Genomic DNA, 18,477 nt, shown 5'->3' on the forward strand with positions numbered 1-18,477 from the left:
ATGGGGAAACGAAATACGCGTATCGTCATTCTTGGTGGAGGGACTGGATTATCTACTCTTTTACGAGGTTTGAAAAAGTTCCCTATTGATATAACTGCCATTGTGACGGTAGCGGATGATGGGGGGAGCTCGGGTAGATTAAGAGATGACTACGAAATACCGCCACCAGGCGATGTACGAAATGTCATCGCTGCACTATCTGAAGTCGAACCTCTGGTAGAAGAAATGTTCCAATATCGATTTTCAGCATCTGAAGATTTAAGTGGTCATTCACTAGGTAACTTGATGTTAACCGCATTAACTGAGATTACTGGCGATTTTTCGCATGCAATTCGAGAAATGAGTCGTGTCTTAAATGTGCACGGTAAAGTATTGCCAGCAGCAAATCAAAGAATTACCCTTTTTGCCGAGCTAATTGATGGTACAATTGTAAAAGGTGAATCTAAAATTCCGACATTCAATACAGGCATCAAAAGAATCTTTTTATCGCCTGAGGATGTGAAACCGCTACCAGAATCTGTAAGCGCAATCAAAAAAGCGGATATTATTATTATAGGACCTGGAAGTTTATATACGAGTATTTTACCGAATCTGTTAGTGGATGATATTCAAGAGGCCATTATTAGTGCTAAAGGAAAGAAAGTGTATATATGTAATCTTATGACGCAAGCAGGAGAAACACAAAACTTTGCAGCATCAGACCATGTAAAAGCATTAAACGATCATTTAGGGCAACCTTTTATCGAAACGATATTAATTAATAAAGAAGAGGTACCAGCATCTGTAAGAGCGGCTTATAAAGAAGAAGAAGCAGAGCCAGTTTTTTTTGATGTTGGAGTATTAGAAAAAATGGGTATCCAAGTAGTGAAAAAAGAAATTGCTACAACTCATGATGGCGTTGTACGTCATGAAGCCTCAAAGGTTGCTGAATGGTTAGTAGAGTATGCTCATTCTTTTAACAGTGACATAAAAATGATATAAAATCCGTTGTTTTATATAAATCATGATAGAGAGGGGGGTTAATATGTCATTTGCTTCAGAAACAAAAAAAGAATTAACACAAGTTGAAGCAGGCGATACAGGCTTAAAAGCAGAATTATCTGCCCTCATCAGAATGAATGGCTCTCTGTCATTTGCAAACCGTCAACTTAGTCTTGATATTCAAACTGAAAATGCAGCAATCGCACGAAGAATCTATACAGTAATGAAGAGGTTCTATAGTTATAGAGTGGAGCTTCTTGTGCGAAAGAAAATGCGTTTAAAGAAGAATAATGTTTATATCTGCCGTGTGAGAGAAGGGGCAAAAGAAATTTTAGAGGATTTAGAAATTGTCTCTGGAAACTTTTTGTTCAATCATACAATTGCAGAAGGTTTAGTCGATACAACTAGTAGTAAGCGTTCATATTTAAGAGGCGCATTTTTAGCTGGTGGATCTGTCAATAATCCGGAAACTTCCGCGTATCATTTAGAAGTGTATTCGTTATATAAAGAGCATGGTGAGGCACTGGCTGATTTAATGAATAAATTCGATTTAAATGCAAAAACAATCGAAAGAAAAAAAGGATTTGTCACATACTTAAAAGAAGCTGAGAAAATTTCAGACTTTTTAAGTTTAGTAGGTGCACATCAAGCCATGATGAAATTTGAAGATGTGCGTATTGTACGTGATATGAGAAATAGCGTGAATCGACTTGTGAACTGTGAGACGGCTAATTTAAACAAAACGATTGGAGCAGCTGTTCGTCAAGTAGAAAATATCCGATATATCGATCATAGTATTGGGATTGATCAACTACCTGAGAAGCTTAGAGAGATTGCTCGATTACGTGTGGAGTATCAAGAAGTGACATTAAAAGAACTTGGTGAAATGGTATCAGCAGGTACTGTTAGTAAATCAGGTGTCAATCATCGCCTACGTAAAATTGATGATATTGCTGAATCATTGCGTAGAGGCGAAGTGGTTAAACTTTAATGGAATGAAGACGCACGGATAATGAATATATAAGTAATTATAGGAGGAGTAAAACGAATGGCAGAACAACAAGTAGAAGTAAAACTTAAATCAGGACTACAAGCAAGACAGGCGGCTTTGTTCGTACAAGAAGCAAATCGCTACTCTGCGGATGTATTTTTGACGAAAGATAATAAAAAAGTAAATGCTAAAAGTATTATGGGTATTATGAGTTTGGCTGTTGCAAAAGGATCTAAAGTCATTTTAACTGCAGATGGTGCCGATGAAGCACTTGCATTAAATGGTCTAGTAAAACTAATTCAATCTGAGGATTAAATGAATAAAATATAAAAACCGCTATTCTCATCTTACGAGAATAGCGGTTTTTTAGATGTTTATTTAATTTCGTTACGTTCAAAAATTTGATCGATTAGACCATATTCTTTCGCACGCTCAGCTGTCATGAAGTTATCACGATCTGTGTCTTTTGCTATAACTTCGATTGGTTGACCTGTACGTTCAGATAAAATACTGTTTAGTTTTTCACGAAGGAATAAAATGCGTTTTGCAGCAATTTCAATTTCAGTCGCTTGACCTTGTGCGCCACCAAGTGGTTGGTGAATCATCACTTCAGCATTCGGTAATGCAAAGCGTTTCCCTTTTTCACCAGCGGCAAGTAAGAAAGCACCCATAGATGCAGCCATACCGATACAAATTGTTTGTACATTTGGTTTGATGAATTGCATAGTATCGTAGATTGCCATACCAGCTGTAATGCTACCACCAGGACTGTTAATGTATATAGAGATATCTTTCTCTGGATCTTCAGCTTCTAGGAATAAAAGTTGAGCAACAATAGCGTTTGCAACGTTGTCATCGATAGCGCTACCTAACATAATAATACGGTCTTTCAATAAGCGTGAGTAAATGTCATAAGCACGTTCACCGCGGTTTGTCTGTTCAATAACTGTAGGGATTAAGTTCATAAGAATATCCTCCTCAAAAGGTAAATTCAATTTTCCTGTATAAAAGCAATTTGCTTCTATTGCACCTTTATCATACACATTATGGTCAAGGAAGGTCAAATGATTCGAATCCAATAATCCTATGGTTGAATTGTTTTGGTTTCCTTTGTATAATAGAAAAGTCGCAATTGATGAATTGCCCTCGTAGTGTAATGGATAACACATAAGATTCCGGTTCTTAGGCTGGGGGTTCGATTCCCTCCGAGGGCGTATATAACTGCACTTTAAACATCTATGTCGTTATTTAAATAGCGACATAGATGTTTTTGTATGATGGGCTCCAATAATGATAATATGCCCAAATCAATAGAATAATAAACTGTCATATAGAAATTAAAAGTCGCTTTAATATTGAAAAGCGACTTTTTGTGTCCAATTAATTACTATTTAATATGTCTAGGTTGTTATTTTGTTTTATAAATAGCCATATAAGATTTGCAATTTCTTGGGCTTCTGCAGCATGTTTAGTACCTTTAAAGCTAGTGTTAAAGGGTAATACAATTGCTTCAATTATATAGTATGGGGTAGTTTCTTCTTGTAAAGATTTTATAAGGCAGGTTGTATATTCTTTACCAGCTTGTAAATCATCTTCAATAAGGCCTTCTGAAAATCCAGTTAGCTGTTCTGCTAAATACTCTTTCGTTACATATTTATGTTTGAAATTCTCATGTAAGTACTTTGCTAAATCACAGCCTAAGAAATGTTCACCTCTCTCAATTTGAGCAGGTAAAACGGCATCTAGCTGTTGAATTACGTATTTCACAATCTGTACTGGGTCTAGAGCATCTTCACGTGTAATTTTCCAAATATGCAACATATGTTGTATCATACCAAAAGTTAGGATGGCAGCATCGTAACAGTGCGGCTTTGATTCTTCTCCATAAATATCGACAATTCTTTTTGCGAGCCAATTTAACTCGTTTAGATGAAATCGCATTACTACTTCTTTAAGTTCTGGTTCACCCGAATGGAAAATCGATTCAAAGATAGGGATTAAATTTTGATCACGGTTTATTTGCATCAATACAGCAATTTGCTTAGCTAGTAAGTCTTTATCTTTTGGATCCTGTCCTATAAGCATCTCATGCTTGCGAACATCCGCTTCTTCGCGACCTTTAGCTATTATTGCGATTAAGCATTCGTTTTTTGAAGCAAAATAATTATAAAAAGTGCCTTTAGAAATATGCGATTCATCTAGAATATCTTGGATGGAGGTATTTTGAAAACCTTTTTCCACGAAGAGCTTTTGAGAGGCAACGATAACTTGACGTTTACGATTGTTCATAACATCACCTATTTTTTCAATTAGTGTACTATCATTCTAACTTGGAAACGCTTTAATATCAATGTTTATAAAATGACAAAATTTTTTAGTTGAAAAAGTTGTACCATGAGTATAAAATAAATCAAGTAAACTTCTATATACGAAATATAATGAAAGTAGAGAGGATATAATATGAATAGTAACGCATTACAGAAAAAGCCACCTTACGCAATGATAGTAATCTTGTTTATAGGTGCTTTTGTTTCTTTTCTTAACAACACATTATTAAATGTGGCATTACCAACGATAATGAAGGAGTTTGATGTAGCGGCTTCTCAAGTTCAATGGCTATCAACGGGTTATATGCTTGTCGGAGGTATTCTAGTTCCAGCAAGTGCCTTTTTTATCACTCGATTTAAAAACCGTCATTTATTTATTACATCAATGACATTATTTTCTATAGGTACAGCATTAGCTATATTCGCTCCAGAGTTTTGGGTACTTATTGCAGCTCGTATGATTCAAGCAGCAGGTGCAGCAGTATTAGGACCGTTATTAATGAATGTTATGTTAACAAGTTTCCCAATTGAAAAACGTGGATCTGTTATGGGTATCTTTGGTCTAGTAATGATTTCTGCTCCAGCTATCGGACCAACATTATCAGGCTGGATTGTAGAGCACTATGATTGGCGTATGTTATTTGAAATCATCTTGCCTTTCGCAATTCTTGTATTATTGCTAGCAATCTTTAAACTAGGCAATGTAATGGAAACAAGAAAAGTAAGCCTAGATGTCTTTTCATTGATCTTATCTACTATTGGATTTGGTTCTTTACTTTATGGCTTCAGTTCAGCTGGAGATAAAGGATGGGATAGCCCAATCGTTTACGGTACAATTATTGTCGGTGTCTTAGGTGTTGCTGCATTTGTTATTAGACAGCTGTTCTTAGAACAACCTTTGCTAGATGTTAGAATCTACAAACACCCGATGTTTGCGCTATCTTCAGCGATTTCAATCGTCGTTTCTATGGCAATGTTCTCAGGTATGATTATTACACCAATTTATGTTCAAACAGTTCGTGGTATTTCGCCTTTAGATGCAGGATTATTAATGCTACCAGGTGCACTTGTGATGGGAATTATGTCACCAATTACAGGTAAGTTATTTGATAAATTTGGACCTAAAGCATTGGCTCTTACTGGGTTAACAATTACTACGATTGCAACATACGAGTTAACAAAATTAACTGCCGATACTAGTTATGGTTACTTAATGTTTGCATATACAATTCGTATGTTCGGTATGTCTATGGTTATGATGCCGATTATGACAAATGGCTTAAACCAATTACCAATGAAGATGAATCCACACGGTACTGCCATGAATAATACGCTACAACAAGTTTCTGGCGCAATTGGTTCAGCTGTATTAATCACAATTATGACAAAGCATACAGCTACTCGTGCAAAAGAGATAGGTTTAGAAATGAAAGAAAAAATGGCTTCAGCTGCGCAATCTGGTAATGTACCAAGTGCAACAGAAATTGCTCAAATGAAAGCTCAAGTTGGTCAACAAGCGTTGATTGATGGTATTAACTTCTCATTCTTTGTTGCAATGGGTATTACGATAGTTGCTCTTATCTTAGCGCTATTTGTTAAACGTGTTCCTGTTAATGGAAAATCAATGAACCCAACTGAAAACACTCAAGAACAAAAAGAAGAAGTTAAAGCATAATAAAAGAAAACGCTCAGTCATGACGTAAAGTCATAACTGAGCGTTTTTTTGTTATTGTAGGCGGGAATTTGGAGCGGGGGCAAAAGCATTTAATAACTCTTGCATATCTTTTCCATCTAATTGAGGTACTTGATAATATTTATGTTTGTTTTGATACAGGGATAATTCGTAAGCCATTTCAATACAGTTCGGTACTGAATCGGCTAGTACACGTCTTACCACCGGGTTAGTTGTTTCGAGGGCAGTCGTTACCTTACATGAAGCGAGCTGTTTATGCCCACCTAGTAAGTAACCTGAAATCATTTCGTCATTCAGCTCAGAAGCGTTTGACATTGGCTTTTTTGGTTGAGATGGTTCTAACCCGTAGATGAAATCATGGTTAAGTTTCATCTGATAACTACCAGTCGGGTGAGATGGGTCACGTCCTGTCCTAAATGACTCAACTGTAATATTGTACTCATCTAAGCTGAAATTGTACTGGCGGTCTAAAATATCCAGTAATTCTGGGTCTTGTACGTGTGGACGCAAAAGTACAGCGTGATTAAGCATAGCAACTGTTTCAGATAATGTTTCGTGCATATCTAAAACTTCGTGGCCACCATGGTTCATCATCGCAGACTGTGGTTGATACATATTACCGGATTCAGTTTGTCCAAATTGGTTATTAGTCAATTGTTTGGCCTCCTTAATGAAATAGCGTTTACCGCAACTGTAGTATGGATTTAAAGCAAAACATTATACGATGAAAATGAAACTTCCAAATGTTTGAAGCGTATAATAAGTCGTATGTTTTTTCATAAGGAAGTAAGGGAAGAATAATTAAAAAATGAGGAGGTCTTTCATTTTGAAAAAATTGGTCACACCCTTAATAATAATTGCCGTAATTATTGGTGTTTTAGCGATGATGATTGTGCCACGCTATAACAAGTTAGTGAATGCGGATGAGCAAGTGGATTCGAAGTATGCTCAAATTGAAAATCAATTACAAAGACGTTTAGATTTAATACCTAATTTAGTGAATACAGTTAAAGGATATGCAAATCATGAAAAAGAGATTATGACGGACATTGCTGAATCTCGATCGAAATTAGCTGGGGCGAATACACCACAAGATCAAGCTATCGCAAATGATGAATTGACTGGTGCATTAAATCGATTATTAGTTGTTGTAGAAAAGTATCCTGACTTAAAAGCAGACGCGAATTTCCGTCAATTGATGGATGAACTCTCTGGAACGGAAAATCGTATTGCTGTCGCGCGTGAAGATTATAATGAAGAGGTAAATAGTTATAATAAATTAAGAAGAGCATTTCCAGGGAACCTTATTGCTGGAATGTTCAATTTTGAGAAAAAAGAATATTTTAAAGCAAATCCTAATGCCAAAGATGCTCCAGCAGTAGACTTTGGTGGAAATGATTCAAAATGAAAAAAATCACTCTTGTACTAGGTGTATTATTTACTTTGGGGTTATTTTTTATAACTTCTGCAACGACTCAAGCCGCAAGTTTACCGAAACCTGAGCAGGATGGGTACGTACAGGATTTTGCAAATGTTGTATCAAAAGACACCAAAGAAGAATTGAATGAGCTATCCAAAAATCTAGAGATTGCAACCGGTGCACAAATTTATATTTTAACTGTAGATACTTTAGGTGGTTTGGATGCTGCATCGTATGGTACAAAAATTGTGCGTGCATGGGGAATTGGAAGCAAAGAAAAGAATAATGGCGTGCTTATTTTAGCAAGCTTTGGTGACGCTGAAGGTGATCGGGATTTACATATTACTGTTGGTCAAGGTCTGGAAGGCGCATTACCTGATGCTAAAATTGGACGGATTTTAGATGAATATATGGTACCGAATTTAAAAGCTGGAAATTATGACGCCGCCTTTAGTTCTGCATATAAACTTATATATAATATCGTTGCAGAGGAATATAACTGGGATGGGACAGTAGACAATCCTGTAAAGCCTGAAGAAGAAGGCTTATCGCCAATAACGATTGTTATCATCGTTATCCTTTTTTTAATCGTATATAGTATGTTTTCAAAAGGTGGAGGTGGATCTGGTGGTTCACGAGGTCGCCGAAGAAGTATATATGATTATGGTGGTGGCTGGGGGAGTTTTAATTCCGGTGGTAGTGGTAGATCTAGTGGCAGAAGTTTTGGTGGATTCAACGGTGGTGGAGGCTCATCAGCTGGTGGAGGAGCAGGGCGTAAATGGTAGATGAAATGGTTTCGCAAAATTGCGGAACCATTTTTTGTATATGAGTTTTCGATTGGCATGCTCATCGCATAAACTTTATAATTGAGGTGGGGGTGTTGAGAAATGTCATTTCGCTTTGAGCAATCGCAAACACAAATTCAAAAGCTAGCGCTAACGCAGGAAATGCGGCAATCATTAGATTTACTGCAATATTCCTCTGAAGAATTACACGCTTTTCTACAAGAAAAACAAGTGGAAAATCCCTTTTTAAAAATAAAAGTAAAATCATCAAAGAATCAACAAACTAAAGATTGGGCAGAATGGACAGCGTCAGCAGAATCAGATTCAATTCAAAGTTCTATTATGGATCAGTTATTAAACCAATCCTTATCTCCTGAATGTAAAAAAGCTATCAATTGGTTAATTAATGATTTAGATGATTTTGGCTTCTTAACAAGTACAGATGAAGAATATTCTAAATGGCTAGGTCTGAATATTCCTACTATAAAACAGGCTAGACAATACATATTACAGTGCGAACCAACTGGCATTGGCGCTTGTTCGATGTCGAAATGTTTATTATTACAAGCAGAAAAAGGGCAAATGGATGAGGTCGTTTGCAATATTTTATCCAATTATTACACATTATTTATTGAGAAAAGGTGGCAGGAGTTAGGGCGTATTTCTAACTATTCTTTAAAACAAATCCAACAAGCAGCTGATGCAATTAGTACGTTGAATCCATCACCTATAGACTATTTAAGAACACCTAAAACAGAATATATAATTTCAGAAGCAGACGTTTTTATGGAAAATGGTAAATTGTTAATACGATATTCCAAAGAAGCATTTCCTTCTGTCGAGTTAGATGAAGAGTATGTTAAGCAAATCCAGGGAGATCAAGATTCATTTGCTTATATTAATGGAATGAAGGAACAGGTACGTATTATAGATAAGCAATTATTGCTAAGAAAAGAAACTCTGCGCCTAGTTATTCAAGAAATCGTTAAAAAGCAATCAGCATTTTTTTCAAAAGGCTACGACGCCATTGTTCCTTACACAATGACAGAATTAGCTACAAAGCTAGAGTTACATGAGTCGACGATTAGCAGGACAATTAAAGAAAAATATATTCATACTGCATTGGGTACATTACCATTACGTAGATTTTTTTCACAGCGGTCAACGATGGTCAAGGACGAAGATGTTTCTGTAGATCGTGTCAAAACACAGTTACAACAATTAATTCAAGCTGAAGATAAAACAAAGCCATTATCTGATCAAGCAATAAAAAGTTTGCTCGAGCAACAGGGATGGGTATTATCAAGACGTGTCATAGCGAAGTATCGGGAGCAATTAGGTATACTTGCTTCAACGAAACGAAAAAGGTTTGAGTAATGAGGTGAGTAGATGAACATTAAATATTATAGTCGTCCGGGTTGTGGGCTTTGTGAAGAAGGGATAGAACTATTAAAGATAGTACAAGAAGATGTTCCGTTTACAATAGAAGAAATTAATATTGAAACAGATGATTCATTGCATGAGCGATTTATGTTAATGATACCGGTTGTTGAAAAGAACGGAGAAATTGTTCAATATGGATTGCTCGATTATGTAACTTTATTAGAGGGATTAGCTATTGAAGAGGGGTAGTTACCCTCTTTTTTAGCAAAAAAAGTTGATTTATAATTCACTTTTTAGTTGCGAATTTTGAAAGGCAATTGTATACTATGTGCAGGAAATAAATTTTTTTACCCCAAGTGGGACAAAATTATAACCAGTGGGACAATAATTAACCCACCGCTGATGGAGGACGTAATAATATGTATACATTATCGGAGGCACAATTAAAATTACTACCCGAAATGTCAGACATCCTTCAAATCAGATATCGACTTCTTCAAACGATTCAGATGATGGGTCCGATTGGCCGTAGAGCATTAGCTGAGCAGCTATCAGTTACTGAGCGTGAAGTGCGTAAGGAAACTGATTTGTTAAATGAGCAAGGATTGATATTTACGAGCCGTTTAGGTATGAGTATTTCGGATAGTGGGCAACATGTACTCAGTAAACTAAAATCTCTCGTACATGAATGGTCAGGAATATCATCATTAGAAACTATACTCACAAGACAATTCAAAATTCAAAAAGTAATCATTGTACCGGGCAATAATGATATTGAGCCTTCTGTCAAAACATTAATGGGTACGGAAGCTGCGAATGAGCTAGAACGTCTAGCGAATGGTAAAAAAACTGTAGCTGTCACTGGTGGAAGTACTGTTAGTGCAATTGCTGAAAGTTTAACTCCATCGAATAAATTTTCACAATTACAGTTTATAGCAGCTAGAGGCGGTATTGGTGAAGAAATGCAGTTACAAGCAAACACCATTGCATCTGTATTTGCTAGTAAAACAGGTGGTACTTATCGTACGTTGTATTTACCGGAATATTTAAGTGAAAATGCTTATTCTACAATGATGCAAGAACCTATTGTGAGAGAAATGATGGATCTATATGAACAGACTGATATTGTCATACATGGTATCGGTTCTGCAGAGGAAATGGCTGTTCGCAGAAATTCATCACCTGAAGATTTACAAGCGCTACAAAGTTTTGGAGCAGTCGGTGAAGCTTTTGGTTATTATTTTGATGAAACGGGTAAAGCAGTACATAGAATTCGTACTGTTGGTATCCAGCTGGAACAAGTTCACAAATGCCCGTCTATTTTAGCTGTAGCGGGAGGAACTTCAAAGGCTAAAGCAATTCTTTCGTATATTAAAAACCCTGCAGCGCAAACTATTCTTATTACGGATTTAGGCGCAGCAGAAGAAATGATTAAATTACTTAAGTAATTACAAAAATGGAGGAATAGAACATGACTTTAAAATTAGCTATTAACGGATTTGGACGTATTGGACGATTAGTATTTCGAAATGCGGTACAGCATGAGAATATTGAGGTAGTAGCAGTAAACGATTTAACAGACGCAGCGATGTTAGCTCATTTGTTAAAATATGATTCCGTACACGGTATTTTAGATGCAGAAGTATCTTCTGAAGGCGAATACCTAATTGTTAATGGTAAGAGAGTACGTGTTTATGCTGAAAAAGATCCAGCAGTTTTACCTTGGAAAGAACTTGGAGTCGATATTGTTATCGAGTCTACAGGACATTTTGTTAAAACAGAATTAGCAAGCAAACATCTTGAAGCAGGTGCTAAAAAAGTTATCGTTTCTGCACCGGGTAAAGGTAGTATGCCAACATTTGTTATGGGTGTAAACCATAAAGAATACAATGCTTCAGAGCATAATGTTGTTTCAAATGCATCTTGTACTACAAACTGCTTAGCACCAGTAGCAAAAGTATTAGATGAGAAGTTTGGTATTAAACGTGGAATGATGACTACAATTCACTCATATACAAATGACCAACGCATTTTAGACTTACCACATTCTGATTACCGTCGTGCACGTGCAGCTGGTGAATCAATGATTCCTACAACAACAGGTGCTGCAGTAGCAGTTGCAAAAGTTTTACCTAATTTAAAAGGCAAACTAGACGGTATGGCTGTACGCGTACCAACTCCTAATGTATCTTTAGTTGACTTAGTAGCTGAATTAGACAAATCGGTATCAGTAGAAGAAATTAATGCTGTATTAAAAGAAGCTTCAGAAAACGAACTAAAAGGTATTTTAAATTTCACAGATTTACCACTAGTTTCAATTGATTATAATGGTAATAAAGCATCATCAACAATTGATAGCTTATCAACAATGGTCCTTGAAGATAACCTAGTTAAAGTACTATCTTGGTATGACAATGAGTCAGGATATTCTGCTCGTTGTATCGACTTAGCGCTTTACATGTACGATCAAGGTTTGTAATAGAAAAACCGTAGCCTTTATGAACCCGAGCGTTTATAATGTATTAGGGTAAAAGGAGAAGGGTTTACTCTTCTCCTTCTTTTATTCCTATAAAGAGTAAGCGCTTGCCTACTAGTACTATTGGAATGAATTTTTCGAAGGTATTGTCGAATAGCCTATTGTATTATCAAAAAATTATAAATAAGATGCTTGTTTCACATAGTTGGAAAAGCAATATAAACAATTGGAGGAGGCTCTCTTCATGTATCAGAAGAAGACGATGAATGATGTAGAAGTAAACGGAAAGCGTGTTTTTGTGCGCGTAGATTTTAATGTGCCTATGGAAGATGGTAAAATCACCGACGACACTCGTATTAGAGCAGCACTTCCTACAATTTCTAGCCTAGTTGAAAAAGGTGCTAAAGTAATTTTAGCTAGTCATCTTGGACGTCCAAAAGGTGAAGTGAAAGAAGAGTTACGTCTAACTGCAGTTGGTAAACACCTAGCTGAATTGCTAGGAAAACCTGTTACAAAATTAGACGAATCAATTGGTGAAACGGTAGAAAAAACGGTAGCAGAAATGGAAAATGGTGACGTTGTATTACTTGAAAACGTTCGTTTCCATGCTGGAGAAGAAAAAAATGATGCCGACCTTGCAGCAAGCTTTGCTAAATTAGCAGATATTTATGTGAACGATGCATTTGGAGCAGCTCACCGTGCACATGCAACGACTGCGGGAATCGCTGAATATATCCCATCTGTTTCGGGCTTATTAATGGAGAAAGAGCTTGATGTATTAGGTAAAGCTTTATCTACTCCAGAACGTCCATTCACGGCGATTATTGGCGGAGCGAAAGTAAAAGACAAGATTGGTGTAATTGAAAATCTTTTAGAAAAAGTAGATCACTTAATCATTGGTGGCGGTCTGTCGTATACCTTCTCTAAAGCACAAGGTTATGATATCGGACAATCTTTACTAGAAGAAGATAAAATTGAGTTAGCTAAATCATTCATCGAAAAAGCGCAAGCTAAAGGTGTGAAATTGCATATGCCTGTCGATGTAGTAGTTGCGGATACATTCTCTAAAGACGCAAATACAAAAGTAGTTGATATCGATCAAATTCCTTCTGATTGGATGGGGCTTGATATTGGTCCTAAAACAACAGCAAACTATGCAGATGTTATTAAAAACTCTAAGTTAGTTATTTGGAATGGACCAATGGGTGTATTTGAAATGGACGCTTTTGCGAACGGAACAATGGGTGTGGCACAAGCTATGGCAGATACTGATGCCTACACTATTATCGGTGGAGGAGATTCAGCCGCAGCAGTCGAAAAATTCCATGTAGCAGATAAGATGAACCACATCTCAACAGGTGGCGGTGCATCACTTGAATTTATGGAAGGCAAAGCCCTACCAGGCGTTGTCGCATTAAACGATAAATAATGGAGGATGATTCACATGCGTAAACCAATTATTGCAGGTAACTGGAAAATGTATAAACACTTAAGCGAAGCTGTAGAATTTGTAGAGGCAGTAAAATCATCAATCCCAAACAAAGAAAAAGTGGACTCAGTTATTTGCGCTCCAGCTTTATTTTTGCCAACACTTGTCGAACAAGCTAAAGGCTCTAATATGGCGATTGGTGCTCAAACAATGCACTTTGAAAAAGAGGGCGCCTTTACAGGTGAAGTAAGTCCTTCTCAACTATCAGACATTGCTGTTTCTTATGTAGTTTTAGGCCACTCTGAGCGCCGTGAGTATTATAACGAAACGGATGCAGCAGTTAACAAAAAAGCTCATGCAGCATTTGAATATAGCTTAACTCCAATTGTATGTGTTGGTGAAACTCTAGAAGAGCGTGAAGCTGGAAATACAGTTAAAAAAGTAGCTGGTCAAGTACGTGTAGCGCTTGAAGGATTATCAACAGAGCAAGTAAAACAAACTGTTATCGCTTATGAACCAATTTGGGCAATCGGTACAGGTAAAACGGCAACTGCAGAAGATGCAAATGAAGTTTGTGGAGCGATTCGTGCTACTGTTGAAGAAATTGCTGGCGCAGAAGCTGCTGCTGCAATTCGCATTCAATATGGTGGAAGTGTGAAACCTGAAAATATTGTGGAACTACTAACAATGGAGCATATTGACGGGGCTCTTGTAGGTGGAGCAAGCTTACAATCAGATTCATATTTGAAACTTTTGGAGGCGGGCGCAAATGCCTAAAAAACCTGTAGCACTTATTATTTTAGACGGTTTAGGTTTACGTAGTGAAGTGTTCGGAAATGCTGTAGCACAAGCGAAAAAACCAACATTCGATCGTTTATGGAATACGTACCCTCACTCAACTCTAATTGCTTCAGGTGAAGCAGTCGGATTACCAGATGGCCAAATGGGTAACTCAGAGGTTGGCCATTTGAATATTGGTGCTGGTCGTATTGTGTATCAAAGTTTAACGAGAATCCACAAGTCTATTAAAGATGGTGACTTCTTCGAAAACGATGCATTAGTGCAAGCAGTAAAACATGCAAAAGAGAATAATACAAAACTACATTTAATGGGCTTACTTTCTGATGGCGGTGTACATAGTCATTATGAGCACTTATTCGCGCTATTAAAGCTAGCTAAGAAATATGGTTTAGATGAAGTTTATATTCATGGTTTCTTAGATGGTCGTGACGTAGCACCAACATCAGCAGTTTCTTATATTGAAGAAACTGAACGTCAAATAGCTGAAATCGGTGTAGGGAAATTTGCATCAATTAGTGGCCGTTACTATGCAATGGATCGTGACAATCGTTGGGATCGTATAGAAAAAGTGTATCAAGCACTTGTCGATGCTAAAGGAGAAGAAGCAAGTTCTGCAAAAACTGGTGTGCAAAATTCATATGCAAAAGATATTAAAGATGAATTTGTTGTACCTTTTGTCGTGAAAGAAAACGGCAAACCTGTTGCAACGATTGAATCAAATGATTCAGTCATTTTCTTCAACTTCCGCCCTGACCGAGCGATTGAACTTTCAAAAGCATTTACGAATCCTGCATTTAGTGGTTTTGAATTAAGTGGAAAACATCCTACTGATATCGTATATGTAACGTTCAAGCATTATAGTGATGAAGTAAATGCTAAGGTTGCGTTTGAAAATGATAACTTGGTCAATACTATTGGCGAAGTCATAGCAAATGAAGGTTTAACTCAACTGCGTATTGCTGAAACTGAGAAGTATCCTCATGTCACATTCTTTATGAGTGGTGGACGTGAAGAGAAATTTGCAGGTGAAGAGCGTATTTTGATAAACTCGCCAAAAGTAGCGACATACGATTTAAAACCTGAAATGAGCGCTTATGAAGTAACTGATGCATTGCTAGCAGCGATTGAATCTGATGCATTTGATGGCATTATTCTCAACTTTGCTAATCCTGACATGGTTGGACATAGCGGTATGCTAGAACCAACGATTAAGGCAATTGAAGTCGTTGATGAGTGTTTAGGTAAAATTGTAGATGCAATCATTGCAAAAGGCGGCGCAGCAATTGTAACTGCTGATCATGGGAATTCTGACGAGGTTACTACTTTGGAAGGTCAACCGATGACAGCTCATACAACAAACCCTGTTCCAGTAATCGTCACAAAAGAGAATATCGTTTTACGAGATGGTGGAATTTTAGCCGATTTGGCTCCAACCATGTTAAAATTACTTGGAGTGGAACAACCACTTGAAATGACAGGAAAACCATTATTTTAAAACTGAGGAGAGTTAAAACAATGCCAATTATTACAGACGTACAAGCTCGTGAAGTATTAGATTCACGCGGTAACCCAACAATAGAAGTAGAAGTATTCACAGAAAGCGGTGCATTTGGTCGTGCAATCGTACCATCTGGTGCATCTACAGGGGAATATGAAGCAGTAGAATTGCGCGATGGCGATAAAGGTCGCTACCTTGGAAAAGGTGTTTTAAAAGCAGTTGATAATGTAAATAACGTCATTGCACCTGAATTAATCGGTAACTATGCTGTACTTGATCAAGTATCAATTGATAACAGCATGATTGAATTAGATGGTACTGAAAACAAAGGTAAACTTGGAGCAAATGCTATTCTTGGTGTATCTTTAGCAGTTGCACATGCAGCAGCAGATTATTTAGGAGTTCCTCTTTATCAATATATCGGTGGTGTGAATGCAAAACAATTGCCAGTACCGATGATGAACATTTTAAATGGTGGCGAACACGCTGATAACAACGTAGATATTCAAGAATTTATGGTAATGCCTGTAGGCGCTGAATCTTTCCGTCACGCATTACGTATGGGTACTGAAATCTTCCACAACTTAAAAGCTGTATTAAAAGAATCTGGACATAATACTGCAGTGGGTGATGAAGGTGGCTTCGCGCCAAACCTTTCTTCTAACGAGGAAGCACTTGCTACAATTATGACAGCAATCGAACGCGCTGGTTACAAACCAGGAGAAGAAGTATTCTTAGCAATGGACGTTGCATCTTCTGAACTTTACAGCAAAGAAGATGGTAAATACCACTTAGATGGTGAAGGTGTTGTTAAAACTTCTGAAGAGATGGTTGCATGGTACGAAGAAATGACAAATAAATATCCAATCATCTCAATTGAAGACGGCTTAGATGAAAATGACTGGGCTGGTCATAAATTATTAACAGAACGTATTGGAGAGAAAGTACAACTTGTTGGTGATGACTTATTCGTAACAAATACGAAAAAATTATCACGTGGTATCGAAGAAGGCGTTGGTAACTCAATCCTAATTAAAGTTAACCAAATTGGTACTTTAACAGAAACTTTAGATGCTATTGAAATGGCTAAACAAGCAGGCTACACAGCTGTTATCTCTCACCGCTCAGGTGAATCTGAAGATGCAACTATTGCTGACATCGCAGTAGCTGTAAATGCTGGTCAAATCAAAACAGGTGCACCTTCACGTACTGACCGCGTTGCGAAATATAACCAATTACTTCGCATCGAAGATCAACTACACTCAACAGCAAGATATAATGGCTTAAAATCTTTCTACAACTTAAAAAAATAAGTTAGAAATTTACTTAAGCCCTAAATAACAGAGAGCTATTTCACTGTCGCAATTAGGACAGTAGAAATAGCTCTATTTTTTCATAAGGTAGTCGTCAAAATTGTATGGAAATGTTAGAATATAACTTAAGCGCTAGTCTATATACAGGCTACATAGCATGATTGAATTAGAACAACGTTGTCATTACGTACAGTTTTTGGTAAGATAAGACTGTTGTGATGTTTCGAATCAGGAGGTGGAACATATGCATACTGTGATTATGACACTATTAATCATTGTTTCTCTTGCATTAGTTGTCTTAGTATTATTACAATCAAGTAAAAGTGCAGGTCTTTCGGGAGCCATCTCTGGTGGAGCTGAGCAACTTTTTGGTAAGCAAAAAGCTCGAGGCATGGACCTTATTTTGCACCGCATTACGGTAGTATTATCAATTTTATTTTTTGTACTAGCTTTAGCTATTGCGAAAATTTAATGAGCGATATTTGAACCGCCTGACCACCATATGGTTAGGCGTTTTCTTTTATAAAAGCATATAATTAATAATAGAACACTTACATACATGAATTGTATTATTAATGGAGGTTTGCTTCATGGAAGTTTTAATGTCACAGCCTTTCTTTTTTAAAGCAGGTCCACGTGCAGTTTTACTGTTGCATGGATTTACTGGGAATTCTTCTGATGTGCGAATGTTAGGGAGATTTTTGGAGAAAAAGGGCTATACTACGTTTGCTCCTCATTATAAAGGCCACGGTGTACCACCAGAGGAACTAATCCATACAAGACCATCAGATTGGTGGGAAGACGTTCTACAGGGATATAATACTTTAAAAGAAGCTGGTTATGAAGAAATTGCAGTTGCTGGTTTATCTTTAGGTGGTGTATTTTCACTGCGTTTAGGGTATACACTACCTATTAAGGGGATTGCGACAATGTGTGCACCAATGTCAATGCACACTACGGATTTAATGTTCGAAGGTGTGTTGAAATATGCACGTGACTTTAAAAAGTTTATTGGAAAAAAACCAGATGAAATCGAGCAAGAGATATCTGAACTGAAGCAACAAGGGATGCCTTCACTTTCAGAATTACGAGAACTTGTTTATCAGGTTCGTAATCAGATTGATCTAATCTATGCTCCAATATTCGTTGCCCAAGGATTATTAGATGACGTGATTGATAAAAATTCAGCACAAATCATTTATGATCAGGTGGAGTCCAATGATAAAGCTATAAAATGGTATAAAGAGTCTGGGCACGTTATTACTCTTGACAAAGAGAAAAAACAATTACATGAAGATATATATGCTTTTTTAGAAAAACTCGATTGGCAAGAGTAAAAATGGCATTCTTCGCAAACGCTATTAGAAGGAGGGAAGAAAG

The 18,477-nt window shown here is 37.0% G+C and carries 19 protein-coding genes and 1 tRNA gene; 17 read left to right on the top strand and 3 right to left on the bottom strand.

The annotated features are described in order from the left end of the window. From MKY02_RS03570 to MKY02_RS03580, 3 genes are read left to right on the top strand one after another with little or no spacing between them, the layout of a single operon-like run. Positions 1–981, top strand: coding sequence for a gluconeogenesis factor YvcK family protein (locus MKY02_RS03570; RefSeq protein ID WP_038188857.1), 981 nt, complete (start codon positions 1–3; stop codon positions 979–981). Between the two features lie 43 nt (positions 982–1,024). Next, complete coding sequence (whiA, locus tag MKY02_RS03575; RefSeq protein ID WP_038188854.1) at positions 1,025–1,972, top strand: DNA-binding protein WhiA; 948 nt, start codon at positions 1,025–1,027, stop codon at positions 1,970–1,972. Between the two features lie 57 nt (positions 1,973–2,029). After that, positions 2,030–2,287 carry an HPr family phosphocarrier protein gene (locus MKY02_RS03580; RefSeq protein WP_038188851.1) on the top strand — a complete coding sequence of 86 codons (258 nt, stop codon included), beginning with the start codon at positions 2,030–2,032 and terminating at the stop codon, positions 2,285–2,287. A 59-nt stretch (positions 2,288–2,346) separates the two neighbouring features. On the opposite strand, the gene clpP is transcribed toward MKY02_RS03580, so the two are convergent. Further along, complete coding sequence (clpP, locus tag MKY02_RS03585) at positions 2,347–2,937, bottom strand: ATP-dependent Clp endopeptidase proteolytic subunit ClpP (RefSeq protein ID WP_038188848.1); 591 nt, start codon at positions 2,935–2,937, stop codon at positions 2,347–2,349. 177 nt (positions 2,938–3,114) lie between these two features. Between clpP and MKY02_RS03590 the strand changes: the two genes are divergently transcribed. Beyond that, a tRNA-Arg gene (locus MKY02_RS03590) sits at positions 3,115–3,186 on the top strand. Positions 3,187–3,352: 166 nt separating this feature from the next. Here MKY02_RS03590 and MKY02_RS03595 read toward each other — a convergent pair. After that, complete coding sequence (locus tag MKY02_RS03595; RefSeq protein ID WP_038188845.1) at positions 3,353–4,261, bottom strand: TetR/AcrR family transcriptional regulator; 909 nt, start codon at positions 4,259–4,261, stop codon at positions 3,353–3,355. Positions 4,262–4,432: 171 nt separating this feature from the next. Between MKY02_RS03595 and MKY02_RS03600 the strand changes: the two genes are divergently transcribed. Further along, positions 4,433–5,974 (top strand): DHA2 family efflux MFS transporter permease subunit, encoded by a 1,542-nt coding sequence (locus tag MKY02_RS03600; protein ID WP_038188842.1) that lies wholly within the window; start codon positions 4,433–4,435, stop codon positions 5,972–5,974. Positions 5,975–6,025: 51 nt separating this feature from the next. Here the strand turns inward: MKY02_RS03600 and MKY02_RS03605 are convergent, their stop codons facing one another. After that, positions 6,026–6,646, bottom strand: a complete 621-nt coding sequence (locus tag MKY02_RS03605; RefSeq protein WP_038188839.1) for a spore coat protein — start codon at positions 6,644–6,646, stop codon at positions 6,026–6,028. Between the two features lie 172 nt (positions 6,647–6,818). On the opposite strand from MKY02_RS03605, the gene MKY02_RS03610 reads away from it, so the two are divergent. The 12 genes from MKY02_RS03610 to MKY02_RS03665 all read left to right on the top strand — a co-directional run bounded on the left by MKY02_RS03610 (position 6,819) and on the right by MKY02_RS03665 (position 18,434). Next, positions 6,819–7,400, top strand: a complete 582-nt coding sequence (locus MKY02_RS03610; RefSeq protein WP_076065691.1) for a LemA family protein — start codon at positions 6,819–6,821, stop codon at positions 7,398–7,400. After that, the gene (locus MKY02_RS03615; protein ID WP_038188828.1) at positions 7,397–8,197 is read left to right on the top strand and encodes a TPM domain-containing protein; all 801 of its coding nucleotides are present in this window, start codon (positions 7,397–7,399) and stop codon (positions 8,195–8,197) included. Before MKY02_RS03610 ends, MKY02_RS03615 begins: the two co-directional genes overlap by 4 nt. 102 nt (positions 8,198–8,299) lie before the next feature. Further along, a complete protein-coding gene (rpoN, locus tag MKY02_RS03620; protein WP_340710630.1) occupies positions 8,300–9,574 on the top strand; it encodes an RNA polymerase factor sigma-54 in 1,275 nt (424 codons plus the stop codon). A 12-nt stretch (positions 9,575–9,586) separates the two neighbouring features. Beyond that, positions 9,587–9,829, top strand: a complete 243-nt coding sequence (locus tag MKY02_RS03625; protein WP_038188823.1) for a glutaredoxin family protein — start codon at positions 9,587–9,589, stop codon at positions 9,827–9,829. A 170-nt stretch (positions 9,830–9,999) separates the two neighbouring features. After that, on the top strand, positions 10,000–11,028 hold the full coding sequence (locus tag MKY02_RS03630; RefSeq protein WP_038188820.1) for a sugar-binding transcriptional regulator: 1,029 nt from the start codon (positions 10,000–10,002) through the stop codon (positions 11,026–11,028). 23 nt (positions 11,029–11,051) lie between these two features. Next, complete coding sequence (gap, locus tag MKY02_RS03635; protein ID WP_038188817.1) at positions 11,052–12,059, top strand: type I glyceraldehyde-3-phosphate dehydrogenase; 1,008 nt, start codon at positions 11,052–11,054, stop codon at positions 12,057–12,059. Positions 12,060–12,300: 241 nt separating this feature from the next. After that, the gene (locus tag MKY02_RS03640) at positions 12,301–13,485 is read left to right on the top strand and encodes a phosphoglycerate kinase (RefSeq protein ID WP_076034482.1); all 1,185 of its coding nucleotides are present in this window, start codon (positions 12,301–12,303) and stop codon (positions 13,483–13,485) included. 15 nt (positions 13,486–13,500) lie between these two features. Next, positions 13,501–14,262 (top strand): triose-phosphate isomerase, encoded by a 762-nt coding sequence (tpiA, locus tag MKY02_RS03645; protein WP_340710631.1) that lies wholly within the window; start codon positions 13,501–13,503, stop codon positions 14,260–14,262. Continuing rightward, positions 14,255–15,781, top strand: a complete 1,527-nt coding sequence (gene gpmI / locus MKY02_RS03650; RefSeq protein ID WP_038188810.1) for a 2,3-bisphosphoglycerate-independent phosphoglycerate mutase — start codon at positions 14,255–14,257, stop codon at positions 15,779–15,781. Before tpiA ends, gpmI begins: the two co-directional genes overlap by 8 nt. A gap of 20 nt (positions 15,782–15,801) precedes the next feature. Beyond that, entirely contained in the window at positions 15,802–17,097 is a 1,296-nt protein-coding gene (gene eno / locus MKY02_RS03655; protein ID WP_038188806.1) for a phosphopyruvate hydratase, read from the top strand. A gap of 244 nt (positions 17,098–17,341) precedes the next feature. Beyond that, a complete protein-coding gene (gene secG, locus MKY02_RS03660) occupies positions 17,342–17,569 on the top strand; it encodes a preprotein translocase subunit SecG (RefSeq protein WP_038188803.1) in 228 nt (75 codons plus the stop codon). Positions 17,570–17,687: 118 nt separating this feature from the next. Continuing rightward, positions 17,688–18,434: an alpha/beta hydrolase gene (locus MKY02_RS03665; protein ID WP_038188791.1), complete on the top strand. Its 747-nt coding sequence runs from the start codon at positions 17,688–17,690 to the stop codon at positions 18,432–18,434. The last annotated feature ends 43 nt before the right edge of the window (positions 18,435–18,477 follow it).

Origin of the sequence: Viridibacillus sp. FSL R5-0888 (genome assembly GCF_038009105.1) — a bacterium.
Classification (GTDB): Bacteria; Bacillota; Bacilli; order Bacillales_A; family Planococcaceae; genus Viridibacillus; species Viridibacillus arenosi.